The organism is Microbacterium lushaniae, from assembly GCF_008727775.1.
In the GTDB taxonomy this organism is placed as follows: Bacteria; Actinomycetota; Actinomycetes; order Actinomycetales; family Microbacteriaceae; genus Microbacterium; species Microbacterium lushaniae.
Window position 1 is genome coordinate 1890181 of the sequence record NZ_CP044232.1, and the last position, 15505, is coordinate 1905685.

The window sequence follows — 15505 nt, forward strand, 5'->3', positions numbered from 1 at the left end:
GGAGAGAACGATGATCATCGACGCCCACGCACATGTCGTCCCCAAGGACTATCCGGCAGACTCCGGCTTCCCCACGATGACACCGGTGTCAGGCGACACTGCACGGGATCTGGCCTTCGGCTCCTTCGGAATGCGGCTACGCGATGCCTACTTCGAGGTGGAGCGTCGTATCGAGGCGATGGACGACGCCGCCGTGGATGCCGAAGTCATCTCGCCGATGCCGCCACTGTTGAACTACACGATCGACTCCGAGACCGCGCGCTCGCTCCACAGATACGTCAACGAGAAGCTGGCTGGGCTCGCCGAAGCGGGAGCCGGCCGTATCCACGCGCTCGGAATGGTACCCCTCCAGGACCCCGCCGCGGCCGCCGACGAGCTGACCCGAGTTCGCGACCTCGGTCTTCGCGGGATCGAAGTGGGCTCACATGTGAACGGCGTCGCGATCGGGGATTCGCGATTCTTGGAGGTCTTCCAGGAGGCGGAGAGGCTCGGTCTCGTGATCTTCGTCCACACGCTCCCCCGCGCCGACGAGGTGGGCGTACCTCCCCAGATGCGTGCGTCCATCGGGGTGGGCATCGAAGCGTCCCGCGGCGCTGCATCCATCGCCTTCGGCGACCACCCTGCGCACTGCGCGCTGACCAACGTCATGTTCAGCCACGCAGCCGGCGGGTTCCCGGCGATGGTGGCGCGCGCCGACTACTTCTGGGAGACGACACCCGCGGAATCCCGCTCGGCGGAGAAACCCAGCTCCATCGCTCGCCGATTCTCCTACGACTCGATGGTGTTCGATCCCCGTGGGCTGCGGTTCCTGATCGACTACATCGGCGCCGACCGTGTGATGCTCGGCACGGATTTCCCCGCGATGAATCGCCCGGCTCAGCTGGCGGACCTGCTCGAGCCGCTCGATCTCGATCCGGCCGCGTACGCGCAGGTGGCTTCGGACAACTGCCTTGCGTGGCTGAGTTTGACGGCCGATCGCGTCTGACGGCGCACGTCATGATCCACTCGGAAGCGCCCCCCGACGTTTCTGCACGGCCCGATGACGAAGCGGTCGATGCCGGGGCCACCCGCGGGCCAACTCGTACCGCGGCCGGTCGTGTTCTCTCGCTGCTCGGCGCCTTCGCGCGCGGGGGTGGCGCGCTCACCCTCTCCGAGTTGAGCCGCTACGCCGACCTGACCCTGACCACGACGCACCGACTGGTCAAAGAGCTCGTCGAGTGGGGCGGCGTCGAACAGGATCCATCGGGTCGGTACCGTCTCAGCAACAAGATCCTCGAGCTGGCCTCGAGCTCCACACGCGCTCTTCAGCTACGCGAACGCGCGCTTCCCAGCCTGATCCGCCTCCACCAGGAAACGGGGCTGAGTGTCCAGCTCGCAGCCCGGGAGGACCACCATGTGTTCTTCCTCGAGGCGTTGCGGACCCTGCCGAACTACTCCGGCGAGAACCGTATCGGTGGCCGTCTCCCGCTGCATGCCGCAGGAACCGGCATGGTCCTCCTGGCGTACTCCAGCGACGACTTCGTCGATGAGTACCTATCCCGCCCCCTGCACCAGTACACGCCGCACACCATGGTGGACCCCGTGGTGATCCGCGAGCATCTGGCCGACATCCGGCGCCGGCGGTACTTCATCGCACCACAAACGATCTCCCTGGAGACAGGATCCGTCGCGGCGCCCGTACTCGGGCCGGATCTGTCGGTGATCGCTGCCGTGAACGCAATCTATTTCGTGGGACGTCATGATCCCGCCGGACTGGTCCAGCCGATCCTCGCGGCGGCGAACCGTGTGTCCCAATCCATGGCGCAGACGCGCGCCGACGTCGACCCCCGGACTGTCGATTTCAACCGTCGACAGGCGGGGCTTCTCTAGTCCGCCCTCCCGGAGGTACACCGCCATGGCTCCATCGATCGATCCCCAGCAGTTCCGCGATGTCCTCGGTCATTACCCGACGGGCGTCAGCGTCATCACCGCCCTCTCCGCCGCCGGCGAGCCCATGGCCATGGTGGTCGGGACGTTCACGTCGGTCTCCCTGGACCCCCCACTGGTGGCATTCCTTCCGAACCGCACCTCGACTTCGTTCGCCCGACTGAAGGACGCGTCCCGCTTTGCCGTGAACATCCTCGCGCACGATCAGGAAGAGCTCGTCCGCCGACTGGCTCGCTCAGACCCACGGAAGATGGACGACGAGAACTGGCGGCTCTCCCCTGCGGGGAATCCCGTTCTGGACGGTGTCGTCGCCGTCATCGAGTGCGATCTCAGTTCCGTCGCCGAAGCGGGCGACCACTACATCGTGATCGGCGCGGTCACCGACCTCTACACCGAGCGCCCCACGGTCCCGCTTCTGTTCTTCCGCGGCGGGTACGGCGAGTTCGCGCCCAAGTCCTTCGTCGTGACGGAAGGCCGTGGGATGAGCGGTGCCGTGACGCAGGCGCAGGTGCTCCGCTCCCCGGTGGAGCAGGCAGCCGGAGAGCTCGGCGGGGAGCTGACGCTGTTCGGGAGAGTAGCGGGCGACTCGGTCGCACTGGCCACCGCCGCTGCGCCGGGAGGCAGTCAGATCACCCCCCTGGGCACCAGGTATCCCATCGCCCCTCCCATCGGTGCCCAGTACGTCGCGTGGGCCGATGCACGCGAACAGGATTCGTGGATCGACAAAGCGATCGGCGCGACCCGCGACGAGATCGCCTCATACCGACGTCACCTCGAAGACGCTCGTCGCTGGGGCTGGTCGGTGAACGTGGCCCCCGACGACGCCGCCCACTGGCCGGCGGTGTTCCCGGAGGTCGACGGGAGCGACGACGCGGTCAAAGGACGTCATGCGATGGTGACGCGCCGAATGGCGGAGAGCACCCGCGGGCGCGAGATCGACAGTCTCCTTGACGACGCCCAGTACCAGGTGATCGGTTTCGTGGCGCCCATCTTCCTCGCCGAGGGCACCGCACCCGAACTCATGGTCCGGCTGCTCCTCTACCCGTCGGTCCGCATGTCGAAGGATGAGATCCTGCGCAAGGGTGCCCTGCTGAAGAACTTCGCCGTCAGCGCTGCCGAACAGCTGCGCGATTCACTGGCGACGGCATCGGCTCGCTGAGCGCTGCAACTCGTCGGCGTGAACGCAGCTCCGCGACCGCGCCTTCGAGCTCCGGATGCCGGAACTCGAATCCCGCGTCCGTCAGCGTCTTCGGCAGCATCCAGCGGCTCTTGAGCACGAGTTCGGGTTCCGTCCGCAGCACCCACATCGCCGGCTCCAGCATCCACCGGTATGCGGGCAGCCCCACCGGCATGCCGACGGCACGCCGGAGCGTCCGCATGAGCGTGCGATTGTCCACCGGATGCGGCGCCGCGAGGTTGACCGGACCGCTGAGGTCGTCCCGCTCGATGAGGAAGTGCGTCGCCGCCAGCACATCCTCGAGGTGGACCCAGCTGAACCGCTGACGCCCGCGGGTGCGGTGCACCGCCGACCGGCCGTCACCGGAGGCCTGCGTTCCGATGCCGCGATAGCGGCGGTGCGGAAACCACCATCCGTCGATCTGCGGACCGCCCAGGCCCACCCGCGCCAGTCGCAGCAGCATCCGCGTCGCCGGTCCGTCGCCGAGGACGATCGCCATGCGCAGCGCCACACGTCGTGTCCCGGGCAGATCGCCGGCGAAGAACTCCCGCTCCCACGCCCGCGCCACATCGACCGAGAAGCCCGTGCCGACCTCGCCCGCCGCCTCGGTGTGGGGGCGGTCCATCGCATGCCGGTAGATCGTCGCCGTCGAGGCGTTGAGCCACACTCTCGGGGCCCGTGAGGCGACCCGGACCGCCTCCCGGAGCTGCCGGGTCGTCTCCACCCGCGAACGCAGGACCTCGTCGCGGTTCGCGTCGGTGTATCGGCAGTTCACCGACTTGCCGGCGAGGTTCACGAGCACCTCGGCACCGTCGATGAGGGCCGCGATGCCTGCGGTGTCGCCCCACACCGCGTCGCCGGAGCGGCCGATCGTCTTCACCTCATAGCCGCGCCCGCCCAGAGAGTCCACCAGCGCGGAACCCACGAAGCCGCTCGCCCCGGCAACGACGGCGCGCGGCTGCACCGCTCCCCCGCTCATCCGTAGAAGAGCTTCTCGAAGACCCGCCGGGCGCGGCGGGTGGTGGCGAGGTAGTCCTCCTCCACGCGCGTGGCCGAGCGCGGTGGGTACTCCAGGATGCGGCCGATGCCGTCGAGCTTCGCGCGGTCGGTGGGCAGCACATCGCTCGTCTGCCACGACAGCAGGGTCGCCGCGGAGCGCAGGCGGCTCGCCAGGCGCCAGGCTGCCGTGAGCCGTTCCGTATCCGTGTCGCCCACGAGACCTGCCGCCCGGGCCGCCTCGAGGGCGGCCAGGGTCGAGGTCGTCCGCATCCCGGGGACGGCGTGGGCGTGCTGGAGCTGCAGGATCTGCACGAGCCATTCCACGTCGCTCAGGGAACCCGGTCCGAGCTTCAGGTGGCGCGCGGGATCGGCGCCCTGCGGCAACCGCTCGTTCTCGACCCGCGCCTTGATGCGTTTGATCTCCCGCAGCCCGTGCGGGTCGACCGCTTCGGGATAGCGCACTTCGTCGGCCAGGGACATGAACGCGTCGATGAGCTTGACGCTGCCGGCCACGCCCCGGGCGCGCAGAAGAGCCTGCGCCTCCCACGAGAGCGACCAGCGCCGGTAGTACTCGGCGTACGCATCCAGCGACCGGGCGATGGGACCGTTGCGCCCCTCCGGGCGAAGTCCCGCGTCCAGATCCAGCGGCAGCCGGTGGTCTTCGGAGTACTGGCGGAGCGCTGTCACCAGCTGCAGCGCCAGCTGGTGCGCCCGCTGGGGGTCGATCCCGTTCGGGCGGTAGACGTACATCACGTCGGCGTCGGAGCCGAACCCGAGTTCCCCACCGCCGAAGCGCCCCATCGCGATGACGGAGAAGTCCAGGGCGTCGTCCTCGGGCGGCACGATCTCCCGGCGCACCGCGCGCAGCGCGGCCTGGATGGTCGCCTCCGTGATGGTCGTGAGCGCCCCGGCGAGCTCGTCGATCGTGAGCAGGCCGAGCACGGCGGCCATCGCGGTGCGCAGCATCTCCCGTCGCCGCAGCGTTCGCACCGACCTCATCGCGTCTTCCACCGACGCGTGCCGGGTCTGGATGGCGCGTGCCTCCTCCTGCAGCGCGACGCCGCTGCGGGGCCGCAGCAGATCGTCGTCGTCGAGCCACGCCGCCGATTCCGGGATCCACTCCATCAGCTCGCCGACATAGCGCGAGCCCGACAGCAGCCGCGTGAGGCTCTCGGCGGCACCCGAGGAATCCCGCAGCATCCGCAGGAACCAGGGCGTGTCGCCCAGGCGCTCGCTGATGCGGCGGAAGGCGAGCAGCCCGTAGTCGGGATCCACGCCGTCGGCGAACCAGCGGATCATGATCGGCATGAGGTGCCGCTGGATGGTGGCCTTGCGGCTGAGACCCGTCGTCAGTGCGGCGATGTGCCGCAGCGCACCGGCAGGATCGCGGAAACCGATCGCCGCCAGGCGGTCGTGCGCCTGTGCGGGCGACAGTGACCGCTCCTCCTCCGCCAGCCCCGCCACCGCGCTCAGCAGAGGGCGGTAGAACAGCCGCACGTGGATGTCGCGCACCTCGCGCTTGATCGCCTCCCATCGCTCCTGCACGCCGGCGCCGGTGTCGGCGAGGCCGGTGGCCCGCGCCAGCGACCGCAGCTCCTCCGGGCGGGTCGGCATCAGGTGCGTGCGGCGCAGCGCACGCAGCTGCAGGCGGTGCTCGATGAGGCGCAGCATCCGGTAATCGCGCGCGAACGCGCTCGCGTCGGAACGGCCGATGTACCCCTCGGCCACGAGCGCGTCCAAGGCCTCGAGAGTGCCCCGCTGGCGGATGCGGTCGTCGGTGAGTCCATGCACCAGCTGCAGCAGCTGCACGGTGAACTCCACGTCGCGGATGCCGCCGGGCCCGAGCTTGACCTGCCGCGGCACTTCCTCGGCCGGGATGTTGTCGGTGACCCGCTCGCGCATGCGCTGCACGCTGTCGACGAAGTTCTCCCGCCCGGCGCTGGTCCACACCTTCGGCTGCACGGCGTCGACATAGGCGTCGCCCAGGCCGACGTCGCCGGCGAGGGGGCGGGCCTTCAGCAGCGCCTGGAACTCCCAGCTCTTCGCCCACCGGTCGTAGTACGACAGGTGGGACGCGAGCGACCGCACGAGCGCTCCCTGCTTGCCCTCCGGCCGGAGGTTCGCGTCGACCTCCCACAGCGCCGGCTCGATCTCGGGGCCGGAGATCCCTCTCATCGTCTGCACGGCCAGGCGCGTGGCGATGTCGATCGCTCGCGCCTCGGTCACCACGTCCTCGTCGGCGGTGCCACCGACGAAGATGACGTCGACGTCGCTGACGTAGTTCAGCTCCCGGGCGCCCGCCTTGCCCATGCCGACGATCGCCAGCCGGGCGGCGGCGACCTGTTCCCGCGGGAAGAGGGTCGACGTCCCGCCCGACCCCGACACACGGGCCCTCGCGACCGCGAGCGATGCCTCCAGCGCCGCCCCCGCAGCATCCGCCAGACGCGCCGACACCCGGTCGATCACATCGGCCGGGTCGGGCTGGGCGAGGTCGAACGCGGCGATGCGGGCCAGGACCCGCCGGTACGCCACCCGCAGCGCGACACACGCGTCCTCACCGCCGGAGGCAGCGAACCCGTCGCTCTCACCCACCGCCTCCGCCAGCTCCCGGCGGAGGGAGGCATCGTCGGGCAGGAGGTACCCGGCACCGCGCAGGTGGGCGAGCTCATCGGGGTGACGCAGGAAGAACCCGGCGAATCCGCTGGAGGCCCCCACCAGGCGCCACAGAGCCGCCCAGCCCAGCACGTCGTCGGACAGGTCGGTGACGGCGGCCGGATCGCGGCGCGCGATCCGCACCACCGCGCCGAGGGCGTCGTCGGGGTCGGACCCGAGCGACGCCGCGTCGGCGAGGTTCTCCCGCGAGAGCCCGGTCGCTTCGGCCAGCTCCGTCAGCAGCCCGTCAGCTTCGCCCAGGCGCGTGAAACCGCGGCGGGCCAGCGCCGTCAGCGCGGTGGAGCGTTCGCCCGACGTCATCTGCGGTTGGGCTCAGAGCATCTCGAGGTTGCTGTGCAACTCGAACGGCGTCACCTGCGAGCGGTACTGCTGCCACTCGCGACGCTTGTTCAGCAGCACGTAGTTGAACACCTGCTCACCGAGCGTCTCTGCGACCAGTTCGGATTCCTCCATGTACCCCAGCGCGTGGTCGAGGCTCTGCGGCAGCGGCGCATAGCCGAGTGCGCGCCGCTCCGCGTCGCTGAGCGACCAGACGTTGTCTTCCGCCTCCGCGGGGAGCTCGTACTCCTCCTGGATGCCCTTCAGACCCGCCGACAGCATGAGCGCGTAGGCGAGGTAGGGGTTCGCGGCAGAATCCAGCGCGCGGTACTCGACGCGCGAGGACTGCCCCTTGTTCGGCTTGTACAGCGGCACGCGCACGAGCGCGGAACGGTTGTTGTGCCCCCAGCAGATGAAGCTGGGGGCCTCGTCGCCGCCCCACAGCCGCTTGTAGGAGTTGACGAACTGGTTCGTCACAGCCGAGATCTCGTTCGCGTGACGCAGGAGCCCTGCGATGAACTGCCGCCCGACACGCGAGAGCTGGTACTGAGCGCCCTCCTCGTAGAAGGCGTTCATGTCGCCTTCGAACAGCGACATGTGCGTGTGCATGCCGCTGCCGGGCTGTCCGCTGATCGGCTTGGGCATGAACGTCGCGTACACGCCCTGCTCGATCGCGACCTCTTTGATCACGGTGCGGAAGGTCATGATGTTGTCGGCGGTGGTGAGAGCGTCGGCGTAGCGCAGGTCGATCTCGTTCTGCCCGGGCCCGCCTTCGTGGTGGCTGTATTCCACCGAGATGCCGAGGTCTTCCAGCATCCGCACCGACCGGCGGCGGAAATCGTGCGCTGTGCCGCCGGGCACGTTGTCGAAGTATCCGGCGGAGTCCACCGGCACGGGGCGTCCGTCCACCCCGAGCGCCGAGGACTTGAGCAGATAGAACTCGATCTCGGGGTGCGTGTAGAACGTGAAGCCGGCATCGGCGGCCTTCGCGAGCGTGCGCTTGAGGACGTGCCGGGGATCGGCGACGGCGGGAGCCCCGTCGGGCGTGGTGATGTCGCAGAACATCCGGGCCGTCGGGTCGATCTCGCCCCGCCATGGCAGGATCTGGAACGTCGTGGGATCGGGGTGGGCGAGCAGGTCCGATTCGTATGAGCGGGTCAGGCCCTCGATCGCCGACCCGTCGAAGCCGAGCCCCTCACCGAAGGCGCCCTCGACCTCCGCCGGCGCGATCGCGACGGATTTGAGCGTGCCGATGACGTCCGTGAACCAGAGGCGCACGAACTTCACGCCGCGCTCCTCGATCGTGCGCAGTACGAAGTCCCGCTGCTTGTCCATACTTCCCCCTCGTTCCCGGTTCAGTTCCGGGAGCCTTCCGCGCCCCAGTTGTCCTCGCGCGCCTCGTCGTCGGCCCATGCGCGCGAACGCTCCTTGAACAGCTCGGGTGCGCGGGCGGCCTCCTCGGCCGTGTCGAACGGTCCTGCCCGGTCGATCGCCGGAGACGCATACCCACGCTCGACCTCGCCGGTGGAGAGGTTGTACCAGTACTTCTCGCCTTCGGTGCTCACCCTGACTCCCTGCGTTCGCGTGCGCCCCGGATCGGTCCGGGCACCTCCGTCGATCCTACTGACCTGCACGTGCCCGCTGGATAGGCTGGGCCCATGGCATCGAAGGCGACTCGTGCGGTCGGAGTGGACATCGGCGGAACCGGCATCAAGGCGGGCATCGTGGACCTCGAGGCGGGTGAGCTTCTCAGCGACCGGATGAAGGTCCCGACCCCGCGCGGGGCGGAGCCCGACGATGTCCTGACCGCGGTGCGGACCGTCCTGGACCGGCTCGGCGTCGCCGACGACCATGACGTCGCCCTGGGCGTCGCGTTCCCCGCGATCGTGAAGAACGGCCGCACGCTGTCGGCGGCCAACGTGTCGGACAAATGGATCGGTTTCGAGGCCGAGAAATTCTTCGAAGACGGCCTGGGCCGCGACATCCACTTCGCCAACGACGCCGACGTGGCCGGCATCGCCGAGGTGCGCTACGGCGCGGCGAAGGGCGTCGACGGACTCGTGCTCCTGACGACCCTCGGCACGGGCATCGGGTCGGCGATGATCTACAACGGCGTGCTCGTGCCCAACACCGAGCTCGGTCACCTTCAGCGCGCCAACCACAAGCGCGACGCCGAGGGCTACGCCGCTTACTCCGCGATGGAGCGGGAGAGCCTGTCGTGGGAGCAGTGGGCGGAGCGCCTGCAGTGGTACTACGACTACGTCGAGTTCCTCTTCAGCCCCGACCTGTTCATCGTCGGCGGCGGCGTGTCCAAGCACGCGTCGGAGTTCCTGCACCTGCTCGATCTGAAGACGCCCATCGTCCCGGCCGTGCACCGCAACAACGCCGGCATCATCGGCGCCGCCGCCCTCGGCCTCGCGGTGCCGGGGGCCGTCCCGGCGGTCACCGAGTAGCGAGAGGGCGAATGGGCCGGCCTGTACGCCGGGTTCTGTCCGGGAGCCGAAGCTCCGTGGACGGTCATCTCTCTCGGCGACACGTTGCCGTGCCGCTCCAGCGGTCTACCCGGGGACTCGGCGGGCCGCGTCAACATCCCCTGTCTGACCTTGCTCCGGGCGAGGTTTGCCGTGCGGATCGTGTCACCACGATCCCGGTGGTCTCTTACACCACCCTTTCACCCTTACCCCGGTCGGAACCGGGGCGGTCTGCTCTCTGTGGCACTGTCTCGCGGATCACTCCGGGTGGGTGTTACCCACCGCCCTGCCCTGTGGAGCCCGGACGTTCCTCGGCGCGATGCGGCGAACCGCACGCGACGCGACCGTCCAGCCGACCCATTCGCACCCCGAGTTTAGCCGTCGGGGCGCTGACAGCCGTCACTTCGCGCCTGCGGTCTCCACGATCGACAGGTCGAGCGGGAAGTCCACCGGGAAGTCGCCGAAAAGCAGGCGCCCCGCGGATGCGGCGGATTCCCGCACGCACGCGGCCACCGCATCGGCGTAGGACAGCGGGGCGTGCACGATGATCTCGTCGTGCAGATAGAACGCCAGGTGCGGTCGCCGCGCGAAGGCCGAGCCCGAGCGTGGCGCGGCGTCATCCTCCGCAACGTCGGGAAGAGCCGCAAGGCGCAGCCGCAGATCGGCCAGCCACGCGAGCGCCCACTCCGCGGCGGTCCCCTGCACGACGAAGTTGCGGGTGAACCGCCCCCTGTCGCGGGCCGACCGGCGAGCCCGCGTGCGGTCGGTTTCTGCGGCTTCGGCATCGCTGGCCTGGGACTGCGACGCCGACCACGCGGCATCCGGGCGCGGGGAGGTGCGCCCGAGCCACGTCGAGACGGTGCCGCCGTCCTCACCCGTGCGCGCCGCCTCGTCGACCAGCCGCATGGCGTGCGGGAACGCGCGGCGCAGGCGAGGGACGAGGCGGCCGCTGTCTCCGGTGGTCGCGCCGTACATGGCGCCCAGCAGGGCCACCTTCGCCTCGGCGCGTGTCGGCAAGGCGCCCTGCGCCACGATCCCCTCGTACAGGTCACGGCCTCGCGCAGCCTCGGCCAGCGCGGTGTCGCGTGCCATTGCGGCCAGGATCCGTGGTTCGAGCTGCGCGACATCGGCGATGACCAGGCACCATCCCGGGTCGGCGCGCACGGCCGCGCGCAGCTGGCGCGGGATCTGCAGCGCGCCTCCGCCCGAGGACGCCCACCGGCCCGTGACGACCCCGCCGGGAACATAGACGGGCCGGAAGCGCCCGTCGCGCACCCACTCCGAAAGCCACGCCCAGCCGTTCGCCGTGTACAGCCGCATGAGGCGCTTGTACTCCACCAGGGGCGCGATCACCGGATGCTCGTGCCGCTCCAGTTCCCACCGGCTGGTGGAATCCACCAGCACGCCGGCGCGGTGGAGCGCCCGCAGCAGCTTCGGGTGGGAATCGAGGCTGACCGCCGGATCGCCGAGGGCTGCGCGCACGTCCGCTGCCCGCTGCTGGATCCGGGCGGGGAGTGCGCCGCCCTCCCGCTCCCCCAGCGCGTCGCGGAGGATCGCATCGTGGGCCGACTCATCCCATGGCAGGCCTGCCGCTCGCATCTCGCACGCCAGCAGGGCTCCCGCCGACTCCGCCGCCGCCAGCAGCCGCAGGGCGCCCGGCGTGCGGGAGCGGGCCAGCGCCTGCCGCTGCCGTGTCAACTCGGCCAGGGCCGAGGAGATGTCATCGGGCGGCCCGGCTGCATGCTCACCCAGGTCGAACAGTGCTGCCTCGCCGCCGGGCACGACCGCCGGCGCGTCCCATCCGCGGGCGGCGCGCAAGCCGGCATCCTCCGTCACCGCCACGGCGTCACGGAGGATCGCGTGCACGAGGCGCAGGTCATGCGCTTTGGTCACCCGGATGCCGTCGGCCAGCAGGGCGTCGTACCACCCCGGCGTGTCGTGCCACACCCACCGCGGCGCGTCCGCCGCCTCGCGCTCGGCCAGCCACCGCGGCAGCGCGGCCGGAGTCAGCTCGATGCGCGCGCGCTCACGGCCCTCGGCATCCAGGTCGACTGCGATGACGCGGCCGTCGGCTCGACCGAGAACGGTCCAGACGCGGTCAGCGCTGTCCACGCGGGTCGAGGTCACGGCGGAAGCTCTCGCGGCGGTCCATCGCCTCGTTCGCGGCTTTGTCTGCCCGCGCGTTCGACAGGCGCGGCACCCACTCATAGGTCACGGGGCGACCGGCGATGAGCGTGTTCGCCTGCTCCACGAGCGCCCGCATGTCGGGATGCTTCACCTTCCAGCGCCCCGTCATCTGCTCGACGACGAGCTTGGAGTCCATCCGCACGTGCACCGTGGCCTCGGGATCGCGCTCGAACGCCGCCGACAGCCCGGCCAGCAGCCCGTTGTACTCGGCGACGTTGTTGCTGGCGACCCCGACGTACACGCCGAGCTCCGTCACGACGTGGCCGTCGGGGTCCATCACGACCGCGCCTCCGGCGGCGATCCCCGGGTTGCCGCGGGATCCGCCGTCCGCCTCGACGACGAGCGTGGTCACAGACCGGATTCGTCGGTGCGGACCAGGATCGCTCCGCACTCCGGGCACGTGATCACCGCGTCGGAGGCAGCCTGGCGCACCGCGCTCATGTCCGTGCCGGAGAGCACCATCATGCACGCCTCGCACGTGCCCCGGCGCAGCAGCCCGGCGCCGGGCCCGCGTGCGGAGATGCGGTCGTACATCGCGACGAGGTCGGCGGCCATGGCCGCGGCGATCGCCGCGCGGTCGCGCTCGGCGGCCTCCAGATCGCGAGTGGCGTCGGCGACGGCGGTCTTGGCCTCGGCGCTGAGGCGCGCGCCTTCGTCGTTGGTCGCGGCGATGAGCGCCTCGTGAGCTGCGACCTCGCTGTCGGCCGTCTCGAGCCTTTCCATGACGGACAGTTCGCCGTCTTCGAGGTCGGACTTGCGCCGCGCGAGCGAGGCGAGCTCGTTCTCGAGGCTCTGCGCCTCCTTCGCGTTGGCGCTCGTGGCCAGCCGCTGGGCGTCGCGCTCTGCGCGCGCGTCGACGACGGCCACATCCGCCTCGATCCGCGCCAGCTCGGCAAGCAGATCGTCACGGAGGCCGATCAGGCGCGTCAGCTCGTGGGTCTGCGTCGTGCGCTGGGCGAGCAGCTCCTGCACCCGCGCGGCCTGCGGCGGATTGGCCTTGGCGGCACGCAGGCGTTTGATGCGCCCGTCGAGTTCGGCGAGATCGAGCAGTTTGCGCTGGTCGGCGGGGTCGGCGTTCACGCTCCCAACCTACCGCCGGGGGGCGACGGCCACCCCCGCCGATCGGCGCGAGAGCGATTGCCGGGCGCCCGCGCCGGGCGCAAGGGGGCCGGAGGGGGCGGATGCCGTGGCTACACTGCGGGCGGAGCACTGCCGGGTAAGCGAGAGGAACTCTGTGGAAGACGAACCGACCGTCACGGAAGAGGGGGGCACGGCACGGGTGCATCCGGAGCACGGCCGTCAGGTCGGCGATCCGTTCGGGCTGGACCTGCAGCGCATCCAGTTCTCCCCGTACTTCTCCCGGCTGTCGGCCGTGACCCAGGTGGTTTCGCCGTCCATCTCCGGCGCTCCCGTGCACAACCGCCTCACCCACACCCTCAAGGTGAGCGCCATCGCGCGCGCCGTCGCCCGTCATCTGAACGATCGCTCCCAGCGCTCCGGAGGACCTGAGGTCTGCAACGAGACCGTCGTGGAGTGCGCAGCCCACGCGCACGACCTCGGGCATCCTCCGTTCGGTCACCTCGGGGAGTCGGTGCTCAACCGGGTCGCGCGCGAAGAGCTCGGTCTCACCGACGGGTTCGAGGGCAACGCGCAGACCTACCGCATCCTGACCGCACTGGACGTCACCGAGCACGTGCCCACAGGCCTCAACCTCACGTCGGCCGTGCGGGTGGCGACGGCGAAATACCCGTGGACGCCCGCGGTCAACAGCGAGCAGCTGGGCGAGCGTGGTGCACCCCGCGGCATGCGGCGGACGGCGGAGCGGGGGCTGCACGTCTTCAAGTACTCCGCCTACGAGATCGACGGGGCCGACCTCGAGCAGGCGCGCACCCAGCTGGGGATCGCACCCTTCCGGCAGTCGGTGGAAGGGGCGGTGATGGACATCGCCGACGACATCGCGTACTCCGTCCACGACGTCGACGACTTCTATCGCGCGGGGATCCTCAACCACGCACCGATCGCGGCGGAGTTCGACGGATGGCTGGAGGCGGCCGCCCAGTGGCGCGGGCGCGACGACGACGAGGTGCGCGCGGAGACCGAGCGCGGTGCGGCCATCGAGAGGCTCCGCCGCAAGATGCGCCGCGACGACGCGTGGGTGGCCGACGACGACGCCTTCCACGACGCGGTCTCGACCGTGCACGAGGAGCTCGTGGACGACCTGCTGGCGCGTCCGTTCGACGGGTCGCTGACCGCCGAACGGCAACTCGCCACCTTCACGGACCGGTGGATCCGCGCGCTCCAGGCCTCCGCGGCGCCGACCTCGGCGGATGACCCGCGCTCGGGGCCGATCCGCCTGTCGACCACGGCGTGGCACCACGTCGAGGTGCTGAAGTTCGTGCACAAGCACTTCGTCCTCAGCCGCCCCGACCTCGCGATCCACCAGCGCGGGCTCAGCCGCATCCTGAGCCGCTCCGTGCATGCTCTGATGGCCTGGCTCGAAGACGAACACGATCGCGACCGCGTCCCCCGCCGGCTGCAGGAACTCATCGAGCTCGCGCGGGACGGATACGAGCCGTTCCGTCGCAGCGGCCGCTCCCCCCGCACCGCGGACGAGCGCGACCGGCTGGCCCAGGCCCGCGGGGTGCTCGACTATGTCGCATCCCTCACCGACGCGCAGGCGTTCACGTTCTCGGAGGCCATCTCCGGGCGGGCCGACCGGCTGTGGTCCGTGGGGCAGGGCCTCTGACCTCGGGCGGAGACTGCTCGCCGCCCTAGACTGGACGGCGAGGGCCTTTAGCTCAGCTGGTAGAGCGCCACGTTTACACCGTGGATGTCGTCGGTTCGATCCCGGCAGGGCCCACCACCACATCGGCGCACCGTCCCCGGGCGCTCACGTTCTCCGACTGCGATGCGGCCCGCCCGTCTCTGCCCGACGGTCATAGCCGCTGGGGAGAACCCTCATCTGCGGAGCTGCCCTGTGCGGCGACGATCTCGCGCAGTGCCTGAACGTGGCCTCGGTAGGCGTTCCTGCCGTCTTCGGTCAGCGACAGCCAGATGCGCCGCGAATCGCCGCGCGATCGTTCCTGACGGACGTATCCCGCCTCCACGAGTGCGCTGACCTGCTTACTCAGCGCAGACGCGCTCAAGCCCACCGCGTCGCGGATGACGGACATCTCGACGCTCCCCGCGGTCTCGAGCATGGCGCACACCTTCAGCCGGTGCATCGGGTGGATCACCGCGTCGAGCTGTCCACTCATCGGCGCGTGCTCCGGAAGTGCAGGACCGCGCCGATGCTGTAGCAGGACGTCGCCCCGACCGCGCACGCGATGATGCCCCAGTCGAAGTCTGCCAAGCGGGCGAGCAACGAGCCGAGCACGAACACGCTCGCGACGGCAACGAGCAGGAGGAACCCGCGACTGGTGGGAACTGCGAACGGCGCCCCCATTCGTCGTCCGGCCCAGTAGTTGAGGGCGACCAGTGCGACCGCCAGCGCCCCCACCACGAGAGCCCCGATCGTCGATGAGTCGACCAGTCCTGCGATGGCCACCCCTCCCAGGAGCAGGGCGTTGATCACATACAGCCAGATCGGCCAGGGGCGGTCTCGCACCGCGGTCTGAGCGTCGGCGATGGCGTCGAGGCTCGCGGCGGCTTCACCAGGATCCGGAATGGCAGCGGTAGTTTCCATAACGGAAACGATAACAAATGCTTTCCGATTTGGAAATCATTTTTCCCGATGATCCCCGCGGCGGGAGCG

Annotated in this window: 14 protein-coding genes, 1 tRNA gene and 1 other RNA gene; 6 read left to right on the top strand and 10 right to left on the bottom strand. The window is 70.1% G+C overall.

What is annotated here, in order from left to right; genetic code table 11:
* Positions 1-10 precede the first annotated feature (10 nt).
* The 3 genes from F6J85_RS08930 to F6J85_RS08940 are packed head-to-tail and all read left to right on the top strand — an operon-like array spanning position 11 to position 3085.
* Entirely contained in the window at positions 11-985 is a 975-nt protein-coding gene (locus F6J85_RS08930; protein WP_150924690.1) for an amidohydrolase family protein, read from the top strand.
* Entirely contained in the window at positions 955-1869 is a 915-nt protein-coding gene (locus F6J85_RS08935) for an IclR family transcriptional regulator (protein ID WP_150924691.1), read from the top strand. Before F6J85_RS08930 ends, F6J85_RS08935 begins: the two co-directional genes overlap by 31 nt.
* A 25-nt stretch (positions 1870-1894) precedes the next feature.
* Entirely contained in the window at positions 1895-3085 is a 1191-nt protein-coding gene (locus tag F6J85_RS08940; RefSeq protein WP_191906559.1) for a flavin reductase family protein, read from the top strand.
* Here F6J85_RS08940 and F6J85_RS08945 read toward each other — a convergent pair.
* From F6J85_RS08945 to F6J85_RS08960, 4 genes are read right to left on the bottom strand one after another with little or no spacing between them, the layout of a single operon-like run.
* The gene (locus F6J85_RS08945) at positions 3033-4082 is read right to left on the bottom strand and encodes an epimerase (RefSeq protein WP_150924693.1); all 1050 of its coding nucleotides are present in this window, start codon (positions 4080-4082) and stop codon (positions 3033-3035) included. The two genes, F6J85_RS08940 and F6J85_RS08945, sit on opposite strands and share 53 nt — an antisense overlap.
* Positions 4079-7075: a bifunctional [glutamine synthetase] adenylyltransferase/[glutamine synthetase]-adenylyl-L-tyrosine phosphorylase gene (locus F6J85_RS08950; protein WP_150924694.1), complete on the bottom strand. Its 2997-nt coding sequence runs from the start codon at positions 7073-7075 to the stop codon at positions 4079-4081. Before F6J85_RS08950 ends, F6J85_RS08945 begins: the two co-directional genes overlap by 4 nt.
* 12 nt (positions 7076-7087) lie before the next feature.
* Positions 7088-8428, bottom strand: a complete 1341-nt coding sequence (locus tag F6J85_RS08955; protein WP_150924695.1) for a glutamine synthetase family protein — start codon at positions 8426-8428, stop codon at positions 7088-7090.
* Positions 8429-8448: 20 nt separating this feature from the next.
* Positions 8449-8658, bottom strand: coding sequence for an SPOR domain-containing protein (locus F6J85_RS08960; RefSeq protein ID WP_150924696.1), 210 nt, complete (start codon positions 8656-8658; stop codon positions 8449-8451).
* Positions 8659-8751: 93 nt separating this feature from the next.
* On the opposite strand from F6J85_RS08960, the gene ppgK reads away from it, so the two are divergent.
* Positions 8752-9546, top strand: a complete 795-nt coding sequence (gene ppgK / locus F6J85_RS08965; RefSeq protein ID WP_150924697.1) for a polyphosphate--glucose phosphotransferase — start codon at positions 8752-8754, stop codon at positions 9544-9546.
* Between the two features lie 8 nt (positions 9547-9554).
* On the opposite strand, the gene rnpB is transcribed toward ppgK, so the two are convergent.
* From rnpB to F6J85_RS08985, 4 genes are all read right to left on the bottom strand, one after another.
* An RNA gene (gene rnpB / locus F6J85_RS08970) (RNase P RNA component class A) lies at positions 9555-9924 on the bottom strand.
* 39 nt (positions 9925-9963) lie between these two features.
* Complete coding sequence (locus F6J85_RS08975) at positions 9964-11691, bottom strand: bifunctional 3'-5' exonuclease/DNA polymerase (protein WP_238706903.1); 1728 nt, start codon at positions 11689-11691, stop codon at positions 9964-9966.
* Positions 11663-12103, bottom strand: a complete 441-nt coding sequence (locus tag F6J85_RS08980; protein WP_191906560.1) for a reverse transcriptase-like protein — start codon at positions 12101-12103, stop codon at positions 11663-11665. The genes F6J85_RS08975 and F6J85_RS08980 overlap by 29 nt, the downstream gene beginning before the upstream one ends.
* On the bottom strand, positions 12100-12831 hold the full coding sequence (locus F6J85_RS08985; RefSeq protein WP_150924699.1) for a zinc ribbon domain-containing protein: 732 nt from the start codon (positions 12829-12831) through the stop codon (positions 12100-12102). Before F6J85_RS08985 ends, F6J85_RS08980 begins: the two co-directional genes overlap by 4 nt.
* Positions 12832-12985: 154 nt before the next feature.
* Between F6J85_RS08985 and F6J85_RS08990 the strand changes: the two genes are divergently transcribed.
* The gene (locus tag F6J85_RS08990) at positions 12986-14497 is read left to right on the top strand and encodes a deoxyguanosinetriphosphate triphosphohydrolase family protein (protein WP_202980823.1); all 1512 of its coding nucleotides are present in this window, start codon (positions 12986-12988) and stop codon (positions 14495-14497) included.
* A 41-nt stretch (positions 14498-14538) separates the two neighbouring features.
* Positions 14539-14614, top strand: a tRNA-Val gene (locus tag F6J85_RS08995).
* Positions 14615-14687: 73 nt separating this feature from the next.
* Here the strand turns inward: F6J85_RS08995 and F6J85_RS09000 are convergent.
* Positions 14688-15008, bottom strand: coding sequence for a transcriptional regulator (locus F6J85_RS09000; RefSeq protein WP_150924701.1), 321 nt, complete (start codon positions 15006-15008; stop codon positions 14688-14690).
* On the bottom strand, positions 15005-15436 hold the full coding sequence (locus tag F6J85_RS09005) for a hypothetical protein (RefSeq protein WP_150924702.1): 432 nt from the start codon (positions 15434-15436) through the stop codon (positions 15005-15007). Before F6J85_RS09005 ends, F6J85_RS09000 begins: the two co-directional genes overlap by 4 nt.
* Positions 15437-15505: the final 69 nt, after the last annotated feature.

Excerpts from the sequence above, each read along its gene's own strand:
- F6J85_RS08950 (WP_150924694.1), bottom strand. The coding sequence starts at position 7,075 with ATGACGTCGGGCGAACGCTCCACCGCGCTGACGGCGCTGGCCCGCCGC.
- F6J85_RS08930 (WP_150924690.1), top strand. The coding sequence starts at position 11 with ATGATCATCGACGCCCACGCACATGTCGTCCCCAAGGACTATCCGGCA.
- F6J85_RS09005 (WP_150924702.1), bottom strand. The coding sequence starts at position 15,436 with ATGGAAACTACCGCTGCCATTCCGGATCCTGGTGAAGCCGCCGCGAGC.
- F6J85_RS09000 (WP_150924701.1), bottom strand. The coding sequence starts at position 15,008 with ATGAGTGGACAGCTCGACGCGGTGATCCACCCGATGCACCGGCTGAAG.
- F6J85_RS08940 (WP_191906559.1), top strand. The coding sequence starts at position 1,895 with ATGGCTCCATCGATCGATCCCCAGCAGTTCCGCGATGTCCTCGGTCAT.
- F6J85_RS08945 (WP_150924693.1), bottom strand. The coding sequence starts at position 4,082 with ATGAGCGGGGGAGCGGTGCAGCCGCGCGCCGTCGTTGCCGGGGCGAGC.
- ppgK (WP_150924697.1), top strand. The coding sequence starts at position 8,752 with ATGGCATCGAAGGCGACTCGTGCGGTCGGAGTGGACATCGGCGGAACC.
- F6J85_RS08955 (WP_150924695.1), bottom strand. The coding sequence starts at position 8,428 with ATGGACAAGCAGCGGGACTTCGTACTGCGCACGATCGAGGAGCGCGGC.